The sequence below is a fragment of the Burkholderia sp. Ap-955 genome, assembly GCF_011753045.1.
Classification (GTDB): Bacteria; Pseudomonadota; Gammaproteobacteria; order Burkholderiales; family Burkholderiaceae; genus Burkholderia; species Burkholderia lata_D.
Window position 1 is genome coordinate 39264 of sequence record NZ_VWWH01000041.1, and the last position, 20043, is coordinate 59306.

At 67.2% G+C, this 20043-nt stretch carries 20 protein-coding genes; 12 read left to right on the top strand and 8 right to left on the bottom strand.

What is annotated here, in order from left to right:
- Positions 1–13: 13 nt before the first annotated feature.
- Positions 14–745 (top strand): class I SAM-dependent methyltransferase, encoded by a 732-nt coding sequence (locus tag F3J15_RS21405; RefSeq protein ID WP_166893876.1) that lies wholly within the window; start codon positions 14–16, stop codon positions 743–745.
- A gap of 29 nt (positions 746–774) precedes the next feature.
- Here the strand turns inward: F3J15_RS21405 and F3J15_RS21410 are convergent, their stop codons facing one another.
- On the bottom strand, positions 775–2196 hold the full coding sequence (locus tag F3J15_RS21410) for a cytochrome c peroxidase (protein ID WP_166893878.1): 1422 nt from the start codon (positions 2194–2196) through the stop codon (positions 775–777).
- A 94-nt stretch (positions 2197–2290) separates the two neighbouring features.
- Positions 2291–3964, bottom strand: a complete 1674-nt coding sequence (locus F3J15_RS21415) for an alkaline phosphatase family protein (RefSeq protein WP_166893880.1) — start codon at positions 3962–3964, stop codon at positions 2291–2293.
- A 348-nt stretch (positions 3965–4312) separates the two neighbouring features.
- On the opposite strand from F3J15_RS21415, the gene F3J15_RS21420 reads away from it, so the two are divergent.
- The gene (locus F3J15_RS21420; protein ID WP_166893882.1) at positions 4313–5224 is read left to right on the top strand and encodes an EamA family transporter; all 912 of its coding nucleotides are present in this window, start codon (positions 4313–4315) and stop codon (positions 5222–5224) included.
- A 98-nt stretch (positions 5225–5322) separates the two neighbouring features.
- Here F3J15_RS21420 and F3J15_RS21425 read toward each other — a convergent pair whose 3' ends face one another.
- The 3 genes from F3J15_RS21425 to F3J15_RS21435 all read right to left on the bottom strand — a co-directional run bounded on the left by F3J15_RS21425 (position 5323) and on the right by F3J15_RS21435 (position 7012).
- Positions 5323–5658: a hypothetical protein gene (locus F3J15_RS21425; protein ID WP_166893884.1), complete on the bottom strand. Its 336-nt coding sequence runs from the start codon at positions 5656–5658 to the stop codon at positions 5323–5325.
- A complete protein-coding gene (locus F3J15_RS21430; protein ID WP_089447605.1) occupies positions 5655–6287 on the bottom strand; it encodes a type VI secretion system amidase effector protein Tae4 in 633 nt (210 codons plus the stop codon). The genes F3J15_RS21425 and F3J15_RS21430 overlap by 4 nt, the downstream gene beginning before the upstream one ends.
- A 251-nt stretch (positions 6288–6538) precedes the next feature.
- The gene (locus F3J15_RS21435) at positions 6539–7012 is read right to left on the bottom strand and encodes an Lrp/AsnC family transcriptional regulator (RefSeq protein WP_039367332.1); all 474 of its coding nucleotides are present in this window, start codon (positions 7010–7012) and stop codon (positions 6539–6541) included.
- Positions 7013–7331: 319 nt separating this feature from the next.
- Between F3J15_RS21435 and F3J15_RS21440 the strand changes: the two genes are divergently transcribed.
- From F3J15_RS21440 to F3J15_RS21465, 6 genes are all read left to right on the top strand, one after another.
- Positions 7332–8717, top strand: a complete 1386-nt coding sequence (locus tag F3J15_RS21440; protein WP_069251526.1) for an amino acid permease — start codon at positions 7332–7334, stop codon at positions 8715–8717.
- A 45-nt stretch (positions 8718–8762) separates the two neighbouring features.
- Complete coding sequence (locus F3J15_RS21445) at positions 8763–9965, top strand: amino acid aminotransferase (RefSeq protein ID WP_166893886.1); 1203 nt, start codon at positions 8763–8765, stop codon at positions 9963–9965.
- A gap of 160 nt (positions 9966–10125) precedes the next feature.
- Positions 10126–10524, top strand: coding sequence for a DUF488 family protein (locus F3J15_RS21450; RefSeq protein WP_011355271.1), 399 nt, complete (start codon positions 10126–10128; stop codon positions 10522–10524).
- 138 nt (positions 10525–10662) lie between these two features.
- The gene (locus tag F3J15_RS21455; RefSeq protein WP_069251528.1) at positions 10663–10953 is read left to right on the top strand and encodes a DUF1488 domain-containing protein; all 291 of its coding nucleotides are present in this window, start codon (positions 10663–10665) and stop codon (positions 10951–10953) included.
- Positions 10954–10969: 16 nt separating this feature from the next.
- Positions 10970–11209 carry a UDP-glucose 4-epimerase gene (locus tag F3J15_RS21460; RefSeq protein WP_069251529.1) on the top strand — a complete coding sequence of 80 codons (240 nt, stop codon included), beginning with the start codon at positions 10970–10972 and terminating at the stop codon, positions 11207–11209.
- Between the two features lie 155 nt (positions 11210–11364).
- Positions 11365–11715 (top strand): metal ABC transporter ATPase, encoded by a 351-nt coding sequence (locus tag F3J15_RS21465; RefSeq protein WP_089447609.1) that lies wholly within the window; start codon positions 11365–11367, stop codon positions 11713–11715.
- A gap of 53 nt (positions 11716–11768) precedes the next feature.
- Here F3J15_RS21465 and F3J15_RS21470 read toward each other — a convergent pair whose 3' ends face one another.
- From F3J15_RS21470 to lhpI, 3 genes are all read right to left on the bottom strand, one after another.
- Positions 11769–12548 (bottom strand): helix-turn-helix domain-containing protein, encoded by a 780-nt coding sequence (locus F3J15_RS21470; protein WP_166893888.1) that lies wholly within the window; start codon positions 12546–12548, stop codon positions 11769–11771.
- Positions 12549–12564: 16 nt separating this feature from the next.
- Positions 12565–12969, bottom strand: a complete 405-nt coding sequence (locus tag F3J15_RS21475) for a response regulator transcription factor (protein WP_069251532.1) — start codon at positions 12967–12969, stop codon at positions 12565–12567.
- Positions 12970–13137: 168 nt separating this feature from the next.
- A complete protein-coding gene (gene lhpI, locus F3J15_RS21480) occupies positions 13138–14073 on the bottom strand; it encodes a bifunctional Delta(1)-pyrroline-2-carboxylate/Delta(1)-piperideine-2-carboxylate reductase (protein WP_166893890.1) in 936 nt (311 codons plus the stop codon).
- 263 nt (positions 14074–14336) lie between these two features.
- Here lhpI and F3J15_RS21485 point away from each other — a divergent pair, with 263 nt between their 5' ends.
- The 4 genes from F3J15_RS21485 to F3J15_RS21500 form a co-directional block, all read left to right on the top strand.
- Positions 14337–15074, top strand: coding sequence for a GntR family transcriptional regulator (locus F3J15_RS21485; protein WP_069251534.1), 738 nt, complete (start codon positions 14337–14339; stop codon positions 15072–15074).
- A gap of 121 nt (positions 15075–15195) precedes the next feature.
- Entirely contained in the window at positions 15196–16317 is a 1122-nt protein-coding gene (locus F3J15_RS21490; RefSeq protein WP_166893892.1) for a branched-chain amino acid ABC transporter substrate-binding protein, read from the top strand.
- Positions 16318–16382: 65 nt separating this feature from the next.
- Positions 16383–17390, top strand: coding sequence for a trans-3-hydroxy-L-proline dehydratase (gene lhpH / locus F3J15_RS21495; RefSeq protein ID WP_166893894.1), 1008 nt, complete (start codon positions 16383–16385; stop codon positions 17388–17390).
- Between the two features lie 174 nt (positions 17391–17564).
- Positions 17565–20043 (top strand): transglycosylase domain-containing protein (locus F3J15_RS21500; RefSeq protein WP_166893896.1); only part of this gene is annotated, 2479 nt, incomplete at its 3' end.

Genomic DNA, 20043 nt, shown 5'->3' on the forward strand with positions numbered 1-20043 from the left:
CGACGGAGGCTGCATGACCGACCCGAACGACCCGCCCGGCCGCCAGGCATACGCGAGCTTCGCGCAACGCTACGCCGACATCGCGCCGACGAAGGCACACAACGCGCTCTACGAACGTCCGGCAACGATGGCGCTGCTCGGCGACGTCGACGGCCTGACGGTGCTCGACGCCGGCTGCGGGCCCGGCATCTGCAGCGCGCACCTCGCACGCCAGGGCGCGACGGTGCATGCGTTCGACGTCACGCCGGAGATGGTCGCGCTGGCGAGAACGCGCTGCGCGGGCCTCCCGGTCGACATCGTGGAGGGCGATCTGGAGGGGCCGCTCGCCTGGTTGCCCGACGAAGCGTTCGACAAGGTCGTCTGTTCGCTCGCGTTCGACTACGTGCGCGATCTTGCGCCGACGCTGCGCGAATTCCGGCGCGTCGCGCGGCCGGGCGCCACGCTCGTGTTTTCGATGGCGCATCCGATGCGTGACTGGATGGACGAACGCACGCGCGGCGAGGGCACCTATTTCGATACGTCCCGCTTCGGCGTTCACTGGTCGGGTTTCGGTGAACCGAAACCCTATGTCGAAGCGTGGCGGCGGCCGCTCGCCGATATCCTGAACGCCGTGGCCGACAGCGGCTGGCGGCTCGACCGGTTCGTCGAGCCGAAGCCGCTGCCCGAGATGAAGGCCGCGTCGGAGCGGCTTCATGCGGAGCTGTCGCTGGCCCCGGCCTTCCTCTGCATCCGCGCGCGCCGCTGACACGACGCGGCGCGGCGGTCATCCTGCGCTCAGTGCCGCACCGGCTCGTCGTTCAGCGTGCCCAGGAACGCTTCGATATCCTTGATGTCCTGCGCCGTCATCGCGGGCTTGTCGCCCGGCTTGCGATCGAACGGCGCATCGGTCACGTCGACGTTCGCGCGATATTTCGGCGGAATGTCGTCGTACTCGTCGACCTTGCCGTCCGCGCCGCGCGAATAGAACTTCTGCGGAGAGATGCTGCGCTCGTTGTAGAACGCCATCACCTGGTCGAGCGTGTGGAACACGCCGTTGTGGAAGAACACGTGGCGCGTCGCCGCGTTGCGCAGCGTCGGCGTCAGGAACATCGCGCAATACTGCGTCTGGTCCTTCAGGTCGTCGCGGAACGGCCCGCACACGCCGAGATCGTAGAACGCCGGGTTGCGGTTCTGCGCCAGCTCCTTGTTGCGCGGCGCGCCGAGCGCCTCGTACTGGTAATCGGTAAACATCGGCGGCAGCCCGTCCTTGCCGGGTTTCGACAGATGGCAGCCCGCGCAATTCGCCTTGTCCGGATCGTTGAACAGGCGTAGTCCGCGCAGTTCGGCCTGCGTGAGCCGCGCACGGCCTTCGAGCCAGCGGTCGTACTTGCTGTTGTACGGATGGAACGACGGATCTTCCACCTGGTAGCGCGCGATCGCGAACATCGCCTCCGACACCGCGAGCTGCGGGCTATCGAACACGCGCGCGCCGAACAGTTGCTCGAGCTGCGCGCGGTGCGACGACTGCTTGAGCTTGCGCGCGACGTCGTCGACGCTCGCGTTCGCCATCTCGACCGGATTCAGCAGCGGGCCGAACGCCTGCTGCTGCAGCGTATCGGCGCGGCCGTCCCAGAACATCCCGCCCTGCGGCACGAGCTGCGGCGCGGCCGACGTGCCGGCCACCTTCTGCGCCTTGACGACGCCGGCCGCCGACGCGGCCTGCTGCGCGACGGTCGGCGCGGCGTCGTTTTCACCGGCATCGGGGCCGATGCTGAAGTTCGGCTGGCGATACAGGTACATCAGCGACGGCGGCGGGCGATAGCCCTGCTGCGTCATCGCGAGGCCGCCCGGCTGCACGTCGAGCGCGTTCGGCGGGCCGTACGCATGATCTGGGCTGTGGCACGACGCGCACGACTGCTTGCCCGACGCGGACAGCGACGGATCGGCGAACAGCGCACGGCCGAGCTGCGCGACCGCCGACAGCGGCTGCGCGGCGGGCCGCTGCAGCACGACCGGATGCGGGTTCGCGCCCGTCCAGTCGGCGACGACGGTACCGATCGCCGCGGGCACCTGCGCGGGGAACGCGATCGCGAACGCGCCATAGCCGAGCACGGCGGCGCCGATCACGAACGCCGCGCGGCGCAGCAGGCGGGAAGGCGAGCGCGGCGCGGGCGTGCCGGTCGTGTCGGGGGACGGGAACGCGGGGCGAGCTGTCATGCTGTCGGTCGGAAATCGGGCGCCGCACGAAGCGGCGCGTTAAACGGAAACGGCCGGCGCATGATGCGCCGGCCATGCGGTCACGACGTACCGGTCAGATCGCCGGGGCCGCGCTCAATGCGGTGCCGAGCGTCGGGTCGAGGTACAGCGGCGTCGTGTTCGGCTTCGACGTGAAGTCGAACAACGCGCGCAGGTCGCCCGCCGTCGCATCGAACGAACCGCCGCCGATGCGCTGGCCGCCGAGCCAGTTGTCCTCGATGAAGCGCACGACGGACGCCTGGTCGAGCATCGTGTGATCGACGTAGTTCTGCTTCGCGTACGGCGAGATCACGATCAGTGGGATGCGCACGCCCGGGCCGCAGCGGCCGTTCACGGTCGCGCCGTTCACGCCGGTGGTGCCGCCCGTGCCGCACTTGCCGTTGCCGTTGACCTGGTCGACCGGGTCCGACGACGCGCGCGTCGGCGCGGTGTACACGTGGTCGTACCAGCCGTCCGAGTCGTCATAGGTGACGATCACGGCCGTGTTCTGCCAGTCCGGCTGCTGCTGCAGGAAGTTGACGACCTTCGTCACGAACGCCTGCTCGTCGAGCGGATCCGAATAGCCGGCGTGCCCGTCCTGCGCGGCCGGGGCCTTCAGGTAGCTGACCGACGGGAAGTTGCCGGCCTTCACGGCGGCGAAGAAGTCGTCCGTGTCGTACTGGTGGTTCGCGGGTTCGGCGGTCTTGCCGTCCGTCTGGAGGCTCGAGCCGATCGCCGCGACCGAGCTCGGGCGCGTGTGCTGCGGGTTCGCGGTCGACGCGTAGTACTGGAACCAGTTGTGGTGCGGGATGTAGTCGGCCGTCGCGGCGTTCACGGCGGTGGCGACCGTGCTGCGCGCGCAGCCCGTCGTGCCGTTGCCATTCGTCGTCGACAGGTTGAAGCCGCCCATGAAGCCGCCCCACGTGATCTTCGCGGCGTTCAGCAGGTCGCCGATGTTCTTGCCCGCCATCATCGCCTGGTCGGTCGTGCTCGAGCACACGTCGAAGCCCGGGTCGACGTCGTTGATCATCGTGAAGCCGCCTTGGCCGTCGTTGATGTAGTACGAGCTGGCGGCGAGCGTCGACGGCTGCTTCGACGTCTTGACGATCTGCATCCCGTTGGTCTGGCCCGACACGACGTTCAGCGCGCCCGGCGTCGACGGGCCGTACGACGTCGTGAACGTGTTGTCGCTCATCGCGAAGCGCTGAGCGTAGTTCCACAGGGCGGTCACGGTGTTGCCGTCGAAGTAGCCCATCACCTGGCCCTTCGTGCCGAACGCGCCGGCGCCGCCGGACGAGCCCTTGCCGGTGTATTTCGGGAACAGGTCGGCGAGGCCGTTGTCCTCGGCCTGCTGCTCGGCCGTGTACGCGTGGTTCTGGTCGGCGGTCGCGGCCTGCGTGCGGTCGAGGCGGAACGGGTTCGCCGCGTCGGTGCCGTTGGCCGTGTTCGTGAAGTTCGGGTTCGCGGTGAGCAGCGTGCCCGTCAGGCCGTTGGGCGTCGGCGTGCCGGACTGGGCGGTGAACGCCGGTTCGCCCGACGGGTTCGTCGCGTTCGGGTAGGTGCCGAAGTAGTGGTCGAACGAGATGTTTTCGCCGTAGATCACGACGACGTGCTTGATCGGCGTGGCGGTCTGCAGCGCATCCTGCGACGACACGGCGGGCGTCGGCGTGGAATCGTCGCTGCCGCCGCAGGCGAACAGCGCCAGCGCCGCGGCTGCGCAGGCGGTGACGAGCAAGGCTTGACGGAACATCGGGAAACTCCAGGTAAGGTCTTCGATGGTGGAGAGCGGCCCCGTCGCCGTGTCGGTTCGGCGCAGAGCTCTTGAGCGAGCACGCGCATTGGAACAGCCGCGTATGAAGATATGGGGACGGAGTGGTTTCGTCGCGGTTGCGCTGCGGTATCGATTTCATTACGGCGGAATGCGATGCGAAAGTGAACGGAAAGGGGTAGACCGCATGCCCCCTTCGCGTCACATACCGCGGCGCGCGGGCCGGTTGCCGCGGATGCCGCGCGGGGCGGGCGAAAGGACGTCATCGACCGATGGGCGCACGGTGCGGTGCGGCGCCCGTTTTTGACAATCGGATGACATATTCCTACGATGAACGCCCTGCGGCGACGATTTCGCGTGGCCGACCGTCAGCGAGTATTCATCGTGCCGATCCCCGTTCTGTTTGCCGTTCTGTGTGCGGCGTTCCTGCACGCGTCATGGAATGCGCTCGTCCGCAGCAGCGGCGACCGGCTCCGGTCGGCCACGGTGCTGCAGATCGCGATCGGGCTGTTCGCGCTGTCGTTCCTGCCGGCCGCGGCGCCGATCTCGGCGGCGAGCTGGGCGTGCGTCGTCGCGTCGGCCGTGCTGCACGTCGTCTATACGCTGCTGCTGGTGCGCGCGTACGAGCACGGCGACCTGACCGTCGCGTATCCGGTCGCGCGCGGCACCGCGCCGCTGCTCGTCACGCTCGGCGCGGCGGCGTTCGCGGGCGAGCACCTGAATGCCGGCGCGCAATGCGGGCTCGTGCTGATCTGCGCGGGCATCCTGGCGATCGGCCTGGAGCGCGGGCGCGGCGCGAAGCACCGGATGATGCAGGTGCTGCCGACCGCGTTCGCGACCGGCGTGTCGATCGCGGCCTACAGCGTGGTCGACGGGATCGGCGTGCGGGAAAGCGGCAACACGGTCGGCTACACCGCGTGGATGTTCGTGCTGACGGGCGCGATGATGGCCGCGTACTACCGGCTGCGGGCGGGGCCGCTGCGGCTGACGCAGGAGGTCGGCGAAACGGCGAAGGCCGCGTGCGGCGGCGTGTTCGCGGCGCTCGCGTACGGCATCGTGATCTGGGCGATGGATCGCGCGCCGATGGGGCCGGTCTCGGCGCTGCGCGAAACGAGCGTGGTGTTCGCGGCGCTGATCGCGCGCGTGTATCTCGGCGAGCGGCTGACGCCGCGCCGGGCGGCCGGTTGCGTGGTGATCGCGGCGGGGGCGTTGCTGATCAGTGCGTTCGAAGCGGTGAGGTGAGCGGCGCCAGGCGTAGCAAAGCGAACTATCGCCGGTGAAGATCGTTGACGGAGATCGAGGCGGGGCATAAGGTGCCGAAGCCGCCTCGGTAGTCCGGCCTAACGCAAGAAACCTAGCGCCGGTGCCGCGTAGCTTGCAAGATGAAAAAGGACGACCAATAACGTAGCGGCAAGGAACGCGACCACCCAGGTGCGGGACGACCAGCGCCGGTAAGCAAAGGCGTTGAGCGTGGCAAACACGAACGAAGGCCACAGGGTCAGGGCAAGCAGACCCACGATGAACACTGTATGAGATGCGCAGTGTTCCATGTCGTTACAGCCAGTCGAATGTGACGGTGTAGCGGGCCAATGAATATGGCTGAACGTATAAAGGGATGCCCAGGTGACGAGCAAGCCCCATGTGAGTCCCAGAATGGCGACCGCCAGTCGTTTCATTCAACTTCCCAGAAAAGAATTTCTTTCGAATCTGCCAGGTCTGAATACCAATTCCCTCGTCGCCCCCGAAGATAATCGAGCGGGTTGATCATGCTCGGTACGCCTATGCGAAACCGCCAGAACGACACGGCAGAGGGAGTCAGGGTGTCGTTGTTCCAGAGGTCGATATGTCCGCCGCTCAACGCTCCAGCAGAATCTCCTTCCTGTCGCCAGTAGCCGAAGAAGTAAATGATGCCGGTGCGGCCCTTTATCTTGTTCTGCCAATCCGGGCCGGTGATATTTTCCGGCTTTCCCACGCCTAGGAATGGGCGAAGCTTTAACCATTCAGCCAGCTCATAGGCGCGCGTCGCAGTTGCCTTGCCATTAAGGACCAGGCGTCCGAGCGTCTGTTTTCCAGGCATAGGTTTCAATACCTTCTGAGAAAACGACTTCATGCTGCTGCCGATTGCGTGGAAAGTTACGCTCATCCTGATCGCACATTGATTTTGATATTCGCCAGTCGGGTCGTCGTATGGGTCTTCCTTTGGGTATGCGTTCCAAAGCTGTTGAAACGTCAGCGCTTTGAGCTGTACTGTTTTTTCAGAGAGCGGCGTGCTGTTGGTGCGGACTTTCGTGGGCGGATTCGGCATCGGTTACGCCCCGTTCGTGATGGTGGCCGGACCGCTGCCTCTTGTCGCTGCTACTGTTTTTTTGCATCGTCGATCCTCGGTGCATTAAGGAGTCGAAGACGATCGCTGATAGGAAACAAGTCGCCTATTGGACTTGTACGATTTTTCGCGAAATTTGCCGACTATGAGTGTCTTGTTAATCCGTGATATCGGGCAAGGACGGAGCGACCGCGTTGTTCCACGCAATTGCTGATCGCAACCGGGCGCTGGCGTTACGCCTCGACCGGCATCGCACTCGTGCACTTGATCTCGTCGAGGCACACGCTCGAATGCACGCCGCTCACGCCGGGAATGCGCATCAGCGTCTCGAGCAGGAACCGCGACAAGCCTTTCAGATCGTGCGCGACGACCTTCAACACGTAGTCGATGTCGCCCGTCACCGAGAAGCATTCCTGGATCTGCGCAAGATCCGACACGAGCTTCTGGAACTTCGACAGGTCGCGGATATGCCCGCGCTCCATCGTCACATGCACGAAAGCGGTCACGCCGAAACCGAGCGTGTCGGGGCACAGCCGGGTTTCGTAGCGGCGGATCGCGCCGATCTCCTCCAGCCGCCGATGGCGGCGCAGCGTCTGCGCAGGCGACAGGCCGACGGCCTTCGCCAGATCGAGGTTCGACGCGCGGCCGTTCTCCTGCAGAATCGCGAGCAAGTGGCGATCGAGGCGATCCAGAACCGGTTCATGCATTTTTGTTTCCTCATCCGTCTCCTGGATGCAATCTTATCTCATAATGTAGGGTTTGCATGAACGGGTTACGAAACCCGATTTCGCCGTCGCGACGCTAAACTGACGCCGGATTTTCGTGTGCGAACGCAGCACTGCGGGCGCGGCGACGGTCGGCGGCCGGTCTGGCGGGCACGCCGACGCGAATCGGGCGCCGCCACGCGAAGATTGCAGTCCCCAACCCGGCGGCTCCACGAACGGCCCCGGCACAGTAAAACAGCGCCCGGCACACCGAGGCGCGCCGCACCCCGCTGCAGGCGGGGGCGGACAAAGTGGAGAAGACATGGTTTCTGGAAACGAGAGCGACGGCCTGAAGCGCGGGCTGAAGAACCGGCACATCCAGCTGATTGCGCTCGGCGGCGCGCTCGGCACGGGGCTGTTCCTCGGCATCGCGCAGACGATCAAGATGGCAGGCCCGTCCGTGCTGCTCGGCTACGCGGTGGCCGGCATCGTCGCGTTCTTCATCATGCGCCAGCTCGGCGAGATGGTCGTCGACGAGCCCGTCGCCGGCTCGTTCAGCTACTTCGCCAACAAGTACGTCGGCCACTTCACCGGCTTCCTGTCGGGCTGGAACTACTGGGTGCTGTACATCCTCGTCAGCATGGCCGAGCTGTCGGCCGTCGGGATCTACGTGCAGTACTGGTGGCCGGGCGTGCCGACCTGGGTGTCGGCGCTGGTCTTCTTCGTCGCGATCAACCTGCTCAACCTGGCCAGCGTGAAGTCGTACGGCGAGACGGAATTCTGGTTCTCGATCATCAAGGTCGCCGCGATCGTCGGGATGATCGGCTTCGGCGGCTGGCTGCTCGCGAGCGGCCATGCGGGGCCGGAGGCGAGTGTCCGGAACCTGTGGCAGCACGGCGGCTTCTTCCCGAACGGCGTGTCGGGGCTCGTGATGTCGATGGCCGCGATCATGTTCTCGTTCGGCGGGCTGGAGCTGATCGGCATCACCGCGGCCGAGGCCGACGATCCGAAGCGCAGCATTCCGCGCGCGACCAACCAGGTGATCTACCGCATCCTGATTTTCTACATCGGCGCGCTCGCCGTGCTGCTGTCGCTGTATCCGTGGGAAAAGGTCGTCACCGGCGGCAGCCCGTTCGTGCTGATCTTCCACGCGCTGAGCAGCAACCTGGTGGCCAACGTGCTGAACGTGGTCGTGCTGACGGCGGCGCTGTCGGTCTACAACAGCGGCGTGTACAGCAACAGCCGGATGCTGTTCGGCCTCGCGAAGCAGGGCAACGCGCCGAAGGTGCTGTGCTCGGTGAACAAGCGCGGCATTCCGCTCGCCGCGCTCGGCGCGTCGGCGCTCGCGACCGGCGTGTGCGTGCTGGTCAACTACTTCATGCCGGGCAAGGCGTTCGAGGTGCTGATGGGCCTCGTCGTGTCGGCGCTGATCATCAACTGGGCGATGATCACGCTGATCCACCTGAAGTTCCGCCAGGCCAAGCGTGCAGCCGGGGAGGAGACTTCCTTCCGCAGTCTGGGCTATCCTTTCACGAATTACCTGTGCCTGGCTTTCATGGCCGGCATTCTCGTCGTGATGTACCTGACGCCGGATCTCCGCCTGTCGGTGTACCTGATCCCGGTATGGCTCGCGGTGCTCGCGGTCGGGTATCGCTTCCGTCAGAAGAATGCTGGCTATGCGGTGCACGACGGCGCATCCGCACGCTGACGCAGGCCACCACCATCATTCTTCCAAACGAGACCGACTCAAGCCATGTTCGAACACATCGACGCGTACCCGGGCGACCCGATCCTGACGCTCAACGAGAACTTCCAGAAAGATCCGCGCGACCAGAAGGTCAACCTGAGCATCGGCATCTACTTCGATGCCGAAGGCCGGATTCCGGTGATGGGCGCCGTACGCGAAGCCGAAACCGCGCTGCAGCGCGACAGCGGCGCGAAGCCGTACCTGCCGATGGTCGGCCTGGCCGCGTATCGCGATGCAGTACAGGCGCTCGTGTTCGGCGCCGATCACCCGGCCCGCGCGGCCGGTCGCATCGCGACGCTGCAGACGCTCGGCGGCTCCGGCGCACTGAAGGTGGGCGCCGATTTCCTGAAGCGCTACTTTCCGGATTCGCAGGTGTGGCTCAGCGATCCGAGCTGGGAAAACCATCGCTTCATCTTCGAGCGCGCCGGCTTCACGGTGAACTCATACCCGTACTACGACGAAGCGACGGGCGGCCTGAAGTTCGACGCGATGCTCGCGGCGATCGACGCGCTGCCGGCGCGCAGCATCGTGCTGCTGCACGCGTGCTGCCATAACCCGACCGGTGTCGATCTCGACGAAGGGCAATGGGAGAAGCTGATCGACGTGATCGAGGCGCGCGGGCTGCTGCCGTTCGTCGACATGGCGTACCAGGGCTTCGGCGCGGGCCTCGACGCGGACGCGTTCGCGGTGCGCGAGCTGGCCCGCCGTGGCGTGCCGGCGCTGGTCGCGAACTCGTTCTCGAAGAACTTCTCGCTGTATGGCGAGCGCGTGGGCGGCCTGAGCGTCGTCTGCGAGGATGCCGCCGCGGCCGACCGCGTGCTCGGCCAGCTGGCCGGCGCGGTGCGCTCGAACTACAGCAACCCGCAGACCTACGGCGCGAAGGTCGTGGCAACCGTGCTCGGCACGCCTGCGCTGCGCAAGCAGTGGGAAGAGGAACTGGCGGCGATGTGCCGCCGCATCGCGCGGATGCGTCAGTCGATCCATGACGGCCTGCGCGACCACGTCAGCGGCGAAGCACTGACGCGCTACGTGAAGCAGCGCGGGATGTTCACGTACACGGGCCTGACCGAATCGCAGGTCGACGCGCTGCGCGAAGTGCACGGCGTGTACGTGCTGCGTTCGGGCCGGATGTGCGTCGCGGGCCTGAACGACTCGAACGTCGCCATCGTCGCGGATGCCATCGGCAAGGTGCTGAAGAGCGGCGTCTGAGCGCGGCGCGCCCCGGCGCGCAACGCGGCTGGCCGAACCGGCTGTCTCCGCAAGGGGGCAGCCGGTTTTTTGTTGTGCGGCCGCAATGTGCGCCACCGGCTGACGCGGGGCAGGCGCGGCGGTACGATCACGGCATCCAACGCCATTCGGAAGGAGCGACATGGGCATCCGGATCATCCAGCTCGGCACGCCGCGCGCGGCCGGCGAGGGCCTGCGGATCGGAACGGTGCGGCGGCCGCCGCGCGGCGTGCCGAAGGCGGAATTCGCGTCGCGCAACTACTATGATGTATGGTTGCCGACGCTGTCGCCGAGCCCGGAACTCGTCGCACAGGCGCAGGCGGCTGAAACCGATGCCGAATGGAACGCGTTCCGGCGTCACTTCCGTGCGGAGATGGCGCATGGCGATGCGCCGAAGGTGCTCGACCTGCTGGCGGCGCTGTCGGCGACCACCGCGTTTTCGATCGGCTGTTATTGCGACGACGAGCGCCATTGCCACCGCAGCGTGCTGCGCGAGCTGCTCGCGGAGCGCGGCGCGGCGATCGAGCCCGACGCGGGCTGAAAGCCGGTTGTAGCGGCATCGTGCAACCGCGCCGGCACGCAGCCGCGCCGTGATCGTGCGGCGCAGCGAACCGGTTGACGTGGGTCAAGCGTGCGGGCGCGTGCGCCACTATGCTCTTGTCATGGAGCCATCACGACGATGACAGGCGGACAGATGCAGATTACCTTCCCGCCGGAACCACCCGAATATTGCGCACGCGACCTGGTCGTGGCGTTTTCGGCACTGGTCGACGGACGTTGCGTACAGTGCGCGGTCACGGCCGAGGCGCTGGAAGATCATTTCGGCGCGCCGTCGCTGCTCGAACGGGACCTGCTGGCCGCATTCGACGCGCACCGGCCGGCGATCGAGGCGATGGCACGCCGCATGCTCGAGGAAATCGGCGGCCGGCCGGTGCTGCTGCACAGCGGCCACTTCCGGCTCGAAGACTGATACCGCAGGAGGGCGCATGTCACTGCAAGGCAACATTCACGAACGCGACTGGTCCGTCGAAGTCGAGACGCGCCCGTGCGAATCGGGCGAATTCCGCTGCCGCGTGTCGGTCGAGCACGGCACCGGCGCCGCACGTTTTCATCATACGTTCGAGCACAGCCATGCGTATCCGACCGAGCGCGAGGCGATGATCGAAGGGTTGCGGGCCGGCATGACCTGGATCGAGATGAAGACGTCGCAGACCTTCAACGTATGAACGGACCCGCGCCGGCGACGGCGCGGGCAGACTATCGGCCGGGCAGCGATCGCAGAAATCGCGCCGGGCCACGGGCAACACGTGCCGCCGCCTTTCGGTGCGGGCGGCACATGCAAGGCGGTCGACGAGCGGGCGGCCCCGTCAGGAGACACGACATGGGCGTGGGCATGCAGATCGTCTACCTTGGATTCGCGGGTTCCGCCGCGGTCGAAGCCGAAGCCGGCGTGCAACTGGTGCAGCTTGATCGGTTCCGCGCGCTGATCCGCGGTTGCCACCTCGCGATCGAATCGCGTGCCGCCGCCGGTGGCGCGCGCCGGTACGACGTGCGGCTCGACCTCGTGACGCACGACGCGGCGCTGATTCCGCTGCCGCCGTGCGTCGGCGACGACCTGAACGACGCGCTGCGCCGCGCGTTCGCGCAGGCCGAACAGGCGCTGATCGCGTGCCAGGCGGGCGGTGCAAGGGTGGGGCTGCGCGACGCGGTGGCCGGCGGTGCGGTGCACTGATGCATCGCCGCGCGGCGTCGCGCGGGCGGCCAGCCAGGCGTAGCCTTGGCCCGTCAGACCCGTGCGAGCGCTTGCGAGTCGATGATGCGCACGCGCTTGCCGCGCGTTTCGACCAGCGCTTCGCGATGGAACCGCGAGAACATCCGGCTCACGGTTTCGAGCTTCATCCCGAGATAGCAGCCGATTTCCTCGCGCGTCATCCGCAGGTTGAATTCCGTCGCCGAATAGCCGCGCGCCTCGAAGCGCGACGACAGGTTCAGCAGGAAATGCGCGACGCGTTGCTCGGCCGACATCGTGCCGAGCAGCAGCATCTGGCTCGATTCGCGGACGATCTCGCTGCTCAGCATCTGGTAGAGGAAGTGCTGCATCGGCTTGATCTCACGGCACGCCGCTTCGAGCGCACCGAACGGGATGATGCACACGACGCTGTCCTCGAGCGCGATCGCGTCGCAGCAATGCCGGCCGCAGCCGATGCCGTCCATCCCGAGCGTTTCACCGGCAATCTGGAAGCCCGTCACGTGCTCGCGGCCGTCGCGATGCATCATCACCGTCTTGAACGACCCCGCGCGCACCGCATAGATGCTCTGGAATGGATCGTCGATACGGAACAGCGCGTCGCCCTGGCGCACCTGCCGGGTCGTGCAGATGATCGAGTCGAGGCGGCCGTATTCGGCCGCGGTCAGGTGCGGCGGCAGGCACATCGTGCGCATCGCGCACACCGAGCAGCGCGCGGCGGGATGTTTGGCGGCGTCGGCGCGCGTGACCGCGCGAAGCGGAATCGTCGGCCGAGGCGCGATGGATACGTCGGCGGCGCAGGGGGTGGCTGTGGACATGAGTCACTCCGGCTCGTCAGGGGCGGTGCACGCGAGCGTGCACCAGGGATTCGATGACTTGGCATGCGGCGTCGAATTCGACGGTCTTGTCGAAGAAGTAGTCGGCTCCGGCCAACGCGCATGCCTCTCTGAATGCCGGCGCCGAGTGATTCGTCAGCACGATCGTGACGATGCGCGGCGCGGCCTTCGACAGCGTCCCGATCAGGTCGAGGCCACTGCCGTCCGCCAGCCGCAGGTCGACGATCACCACGTCCGCCTGGCTGCTGCGGATCTGCGTCCACGCATCCTGGCCGTCTTCCGCTTCGCCGACGACGGCGACACCTCGGATCGCGCCGACGAGCAGCGCGATCCGCTGCCGGACGGCGACGGCGTGATCGACGAGAAACACCCGGAGCGCGGCGGGTAACGGGCTGGCATTCATGCCGGCAGTATCGTGTTGCGCCGCCGAAAATGAAATCGGCCGAATTGGAAGTTGATGTAGGCCGCTGCGACGCGTTGTAGGGCGATTCCTACAACGCGTACGGGAAATCGCCGGAGGGGCCCCGGGGTGGCGGTGCCGCGAGCGCGGCTGAAGGAGGACGTTGCCGGGTCAGCCGGCCTGGCGCGCCGCCAGCGCATCGCGCGCCGTGCGGCACGCGGCGAGATCCCACGCCGCACAGCCGACGCTCTTGAACAGCAGCGGCCCGTTGCGGTCGAATGCGCCGCCGAGCACGTCGGCGAGCGACGCGACGTGCTGCCAGTCGACCTGCGCGACGATCAGGTCGCCGGCTTCGTGGCGCGCGCCGGCCGGATCGTCGACGACCAGCCGGCTGGCGCGCACCGTGTTCGCGTCGATCTCGGCCGCGTCCGCGGTGAACGCGCCGACGCCGACCACGAGCCGGCCTTCGCGCGCGGCTTCGCGATAGACGGGCGTGCGGCTCGTCGTCAGCGTGACGACCACGTCGATCGCATCGGGAATCGCGTCGCCGTCGAGCGGCACGAGGCGCGGCGCCTGCGCGCGGTGCGCGGCACAGAATGCCGCTGCGCTGTCGGCGCGCGTGCCGCGCACGTGGAGGCGCGCTTCGGGAAAGATCGCGGCGAGCGCTTCCGCGTGATTGGCCGCCTGTTTCCCGGTGCCGATCAGCAGGATGTCGCGCGGCGCGGCGTCATGCAGCGCCTGGATGCCGAGCGCGGTGATGGCCGCCGTGCGACGCCCGGTGACCGTCGGGCCGTCGAGCGCGAAGCGCATCTCGCCGGTGGTCGCGTCGTAGGCGGTGACCTGGCCGAGGATCGTCGGGAGCCCGCGCGCGCCGTTGCCCGGGCACACGTTCACGAGCTTGTGGGTCGCGAGGTCGCGCGCGCTCGACGGCATCGACAGCATCACGCCGCCCGCCTGCAGCGGCACGACCAGGCGTTCGGGGCTGACGATCTCGCCTGCCGCATAGTCGGCGACGGCCTCCCTGAGCGTGGCGAGCAGCGCCGGGTAGTCGAGCAGCGCGGCCGTGTCGGCCGCATCGAAAACGGGAATCGGGGAAAGAGCGGTCATCGTGTACGTCGTATGCGTCGGTGAGCGTGGACGACGGGCGCATGCCGCGCCCGCCACAGGGCTGCCGGATACCGTGACACAGGGCAGTGTGGATCGAATCTATACCACTTGCTGGCCCACCCGCAACCCAGAAAATAAAGCGCCTCGCCGATTTTGGTTCTAATATCTGTCCAGAAGGGGCGCCATGGCCTCGATGCCGGCGCGCTCCGGTATAGTGCGAACCCATTCCAGATTCACGCCCGCGACCGGGCAGGAGCCATACGATGATGTCCGCGCGTCCCGACACACTCGAAGGCGGTTTCAGGCCGCTGCAGATCTACGAGCAGGTGGCCGAGAAGATCCGCGACGAAATTCGCGCGGGGCGCTATGCCGCCGAGTCTCGGCTGCCGTCCGAGCGCGAGCTCGCGGGGCTGTTCCAGGTCGGCCGGCCGGCCGTGCGCGAGGCGCTCGGCGCACTGCAGAACGAAGGGCTCGTGTTCACGAAGCGCAATTCGGGCACCTACGTCGTCGCGTCGCCGCTCGACGTGCTCGCGCAGCGCGGTGACATGCACCGGGCGTCCGAACCCGATTTCAGCCCGACGTCGACGCTCGACGTGCGGCTGATCCTGGAGCCCGCGATCGCGCGCCTCGCAGCCGCGCACGGCCGCGCCGACCCGGGCGCCGAACGCTATCTGGCCCAGATGGAAACCATTACCGACGTCGACGATCCGCACCAGCGCGCGCTGTGGAACGAGAGCGACCGGCTGTTCCACCGGCAACTCGCGTTGATGACCGGCGACGCGCTGATCGTGAAGATCGCGGACGAAGTCGCGAAGACGATGGACCAGCCGCTGTGGAAGCGGCTGAAGGACGACGGCATCTACGATGCGGGCCGGATCCGGCTCTACGTGTCCGAACACCGGCTGATCTACGAGGCGATCGTGTCCGGCGACGCCGATGCGGCGGCGTTCTATGTGGAGCAGCACATCCTCCGCGTGCGGCGCGACATCGCACCGAAGTGACCGCATTGGGTTCGTTCTGGTCTGAAAAATGACCAGAATCGACATTTTTATTTTTAAATTGCTTGCATGGTGACCACGCGTATCCTACATTGGTTTCACACAAAACCAATCAGGAGACATCATGCGACACCTCGTTACCGCGCTCTCGGTGGCCATCGCCGCCGGCGCGCTGACTTCCGCGCATGCGCAGGAAGTCGTTATGATCGGCCATTCGGCACCGCTGACCGGCCCGCAGGCCGCGAACGGCAAGGACAATGAAAACGGCGCGCGCCTGGCCGTCGACGAACTCAACAAGGCTGGCGTCAAGGTCGCCGGCAAGACCGTCACCTTCAAACTGGTCTCCGACGACGACCAGGCCGACCCGAAGGCCGGCGTGCAGGTTGCCCAGAACCTCGTCGACAAGGGCGTGGTCGCGGTGCTCGGGCCGTACAACTCGGGCGTTGCCATTCCCGCCTCGCGCGTGTACTCGACTGCCGGCGTGCCGATGCTGCCGGTGGCGTCGAACCCGGCACTGACGAAGCAGGGCTTCAAGAACATCTTCCGGATCGGCGCGAGCGACGAACAGCTCGGCGGCACGATGGCCACCTTCGCCGCGAAGACGCTGAACGCGAAGACCGCCGCCGTGATCGACGATCGCACCGCGTACGGGCAGGGCGTGGCCGAGCAGTTCATGAACGTCGCGAAGGCGAACGGGATCAAGATCGTCGACCAGGAATTCACGAGTTCCTCGGCGACCGATTTCCTCGGCATTCTCACCAAGATCAAGGCCAGCAACCCCGACGTGATCTTCTTCGGCGGCTATGCGGCACAGGGCGCGCCGATGGCCAAGCAGATGAAGCAGCGCGGCGTGCGCGCGAAACTGCTCGGCGGCGACGGCATCTGCTCGGCCGACATGGGCAAGGTCGCGGGCGACGCGGCGTCGATCGTCTACTGCGCGCAGGGCGGCGTCGCGCTCGAGAAGACGGCGGCCGGGCGCGAATTCCTGAAGAAGTACCACGACACGTATCACACCGATACGCAGGTCTATGGCGTGAACTACTACGACGGGATGAAGCTGCTCGCCGACGCGATGGTCAAGGCCGGCACGACCACCGACAAGGCGAAGCTGATCGCGCAGCTCGCGAAGTCGAACTACGCGGGCGTCGCGGGCACCTATTCGTTCGACGCGAACGGCGACCTGAAGGGCGCGCCGACCACCGTCTACGTGATCCGCAACGGCCTGCCGGAACCGTACGCGAAGTAACGGCCAGCCTGCCATCGGACGGCGGCGCGGCCGCCGTTCTTCGTTTCAACGCTTTCGATTCCCCCATGAAAATTTCCCGATCCCTTTCCACCGTCGAAGTCCATACCGGCGGCGAAGCGTTCCGCATCGTCACGAGCGGGCTGCCGCGCGCGCCCGGCGACACGATCGTCCAGCGCCGCGCGTGGCTCAAGGAAAACGCCGACGAGATCCGCCGCGCGCTGATGTTCGAACCGCGCGGCCACGCCGACATGTACGGCGGCTACCTGACCGAGCCCGTGTCGCCGAACGCGGATTTCGGCGTGATCTTCGTGCACAACGAGGGCTACAGCGATCATTGCGGGCACGGCGTGATCGCGCTGTCGACCGCGGCGGTCGAGCTCGGCTGGGTGCAGCGCACAGTGCCGGAAACGCGGGTCGGCATCGACGCGCCGTGCGGCTTCATCGAGGCGTTCGTCAAGTGGGACGGCGAGCACGCGGGGTCCGTGCGCTTCGTCAACGTGCCGTCGTTCATCTGGCAGCGCGACGTGTCGGTGGAGACGCCGTCGTTCGGCACCGTGACCGGCGATATCGCGTACGGCGGCGCGTTCTATTTCTACGTCGACGGTGCGCCGTTCGACCTGCCGGTGCGCGAAGCGGCGGTGGAGAAACTGATCCGCTTCGGCGCGGAAGTGAAGGCCGCCGCGAACGCGAAGTACCCGGTCGTGCATCCGGAGATCCCGGAAATCAACCACATCTACGGCACGATCATCGCGAATGCGCCGCGCCACCCGGGCTCGACGCAGGCGAACTGCTGCGTGTTCGCGGATCGTGAGGTCGACCGGTCGCCGACGGGCTCCGGCACCGGCGGCCGGGTTGCGCAGCTCTACCAGCGCGGGCGGCTCGCGGCCGGCGATACGCTCGTCAACGAATCGATCGTCGGCACGGTCTTCAAGGGGCGCGTGCTGCGTGAAACGACGGTCGGCGACATCCCGGCGGTGATTCCGGAAGTGGAGGGCAGCGCCCATATCTGCGGGTTCGCGAACTGGATCGTCGACGAGCGCGATCCGTTGACCTACGGTTTTCTCGTGCGCTGAGCGGCCGCGCCGATCAGCCACCGTCGCACGGCTTCCGGGTTGTAGTACCAGGTTTGGCGCGTCGTTCCCGTTGCGGGGCACGCGCCTTTTTTGCGTGTGGACCGCCCGCACAGCCGCCCCCGGTGTGTCGCCGCCACGCCATCGCAGTCCGGCATCCCGCGCGAGTTTGGTACGATGCAGCCTTTTCAGCCGAGCTCCACCCGCGTGAATCGCCGAAACGTGTCGTCAGTGCGTGCCTTCTGTGCCAGATGGGTCGCGCGCGCCCAACCCGTCGCGGCTGCCGCCGTCGCGCGGGTCAAGCCTCTCGCCGCCACTGCGTGGCACCATGTCCGCCACCCGACGCGCCGCGGCGTACTGCTCGCCGGCGCCGCCGTGCCGGCGCTGTTCGTGGTGTACGTGGTCGTGCTCATCCCGTTCACGCCGGGCATCGGCGACATCCGCAAGGCACGCGTCGACCAGCCCGCGCAGGTGCTGTCCGCCGACGGCAAGCTGCTGGCCGAATTCAAGCCGTCGAACCGCGAGTGGGTGTCGCTCAAGCAGATCTCTCCGCACATGGTCGACGCACTGATCGCGACCGAGGATCACCGCTTCTACGAGCATCACGGCCTGGACTGGAAGCGCACGGCGTCGGCCGCGCTCCACACGTTCTCGGGCAGCCGCCAGGGCGGCTCGACGATCACGCAGCAGCTCGCGCGCAACCTGTATCCGGACGAGATCGGCCGCGCGCCGACGCTCACGCGCAAGGTGAAGGAGGCGATCACCGCGCTGAAGATCGAGGCGGTCTACAGCAAGGACCAGATCCTCGAAACCTACCTGAACACGGTGCCGTTCCTGTACAACGCGTACGGCGTCGAGATGGCCGCGCGGACCTATTTCGACAAGTCGGCCGACGAGCTCGACGTGCTCGACAGCGCGACGCTGGTCGGGATGCTGAAGGGCAACAGTTACTACAACCCGGTGCTGAATCCGGAGCGCGCGCTGCAGCGGCGCAACACGGTGCTCGGCCAGATGGTGAAGTACGGCAAGCTTTCTCCCGCGCAGTTCGCGCAGTTGCAGCGCCGGCCGCTGCGGATCGACTTCGAGCGCCAGAAGGAGCCGCCGGGGCCGGCGCCGCATTTCGCGCAGCAGCTGCGCAAATGGCTGATCGCGTGGGCCGACCGCAACGACTACAACATCTACTCGGACGGGCTGATCGTGCGCACGACGATCGACTCGCGGCTGCAGCAGATGGCGACGCAGGCGCTCACGCTGCAGGGCAATCAGCTGCAGGGCATCGCGAACAACGCGTGGAGCGGCCGCGACGGCTGCGGCACCGACAACGAGGTGTTCCGCACCTTCATGCGCGAGTCGCCCGAGTACAAGGCCGCGCAGGACGCCGGCAAGGACGACGCGGCCGCGATGAAGCTGCTCGCGGCCGACCGCGGCTTCCTGCGCGCGCTGTGCAAGACGAAGACCGACGTGCAGGCCGGCTTCCTCGCGATCGATCCGCGCGACGGGCAGATCCGCGCGTGGGTCGGCAGCCGCGACTTCACCAACGAGCCGTTCGACCACGTCGCGCAGGCGCGGCGCCAGCCGGGCTCGACGTTCAAGCCGTTCGTCTATGGCGTCGCGTTCGCGAACGGGATGAAGCCGGACGACACGTTCATCGACCAGCCGGTCGAGATCCCGTTGAAGGGCGGCGAGATCTGGCGGCCGAACGACGACGTGCCGCCGACCGGCAAACCGATGACGCTGCGCGACGCGGTCGCGCTGTCGCGCAACCGGATCACCGCGCAAGTGATGGTGAAGGTCGGGCCGGCTGCCGTGGCCAGGCTCGCACGCGACATGGGCGTGCGCGAAAGCCCGCTCGAACGCGTGCCGTCGCTGGCGCTCGGCACGAGCCCGGTCACGCTGAAGGAGATGGTTGCGTCGTACGCGACGATCGCGAACGGCGGGCTGTATGTCGAGCCGCAGATGGTGACGCGCATCGAGAACCGCCAAGGCGACGTGCTCGCCGAATACGCGCCGGCGCCGCCCGAGCGCGCGCTCGACGCCGAAACCGACAAGACGCTGCTCAGCGTGATGCGCGACGTCGTGACGCGCGGCACGGGCGGCAGCATTCGCACGCGTTTCGGGATCCGCGGCGACGTGGCCGGCAAGACGGGCACGACGCAGGACAACGCGGACGGCTGGTTCATCCTGATGCAGCCCGGCCTCGTGGCCGGTGCGTGGGTCGGTTTCGACGACGGCCGCGTGACGCTGCGCAGCGACTACTGGGGGCAGGGCGCGCACAGTGCGCTGCCGATCGTCGGCGATTTCTTCCAGCGTGCGCAGCGCGCCCGGATCGTCGATACGAAGGCGAAATTCGACACCGAGCCGTCGCCGGGCTGGTTCGCGTCGCTGCGCGAACGCGCGACGGACCTGTTCGATACGTGGTTCCCGCCCGAGGCGAAGAAGGCGCCCGCACCGGTCAGGACGCAGCGGGTGGAGCAGGCGCCCGAGGCTGATACCGGCGAGGCGTCGGCCGCATCGGCTGCCTCGGCGCCCGAAGCGGCATCCGGGGGCATCGTCGAGGAATGGGTGCCGGCGTCCGAAGTGGCCGCGTCGGCCGCCGCGCTGTCGGCGGGCGCATCGCAGCCGCAACCCGCGCAGCCGCCTGCGGGGGCGAGCGCGG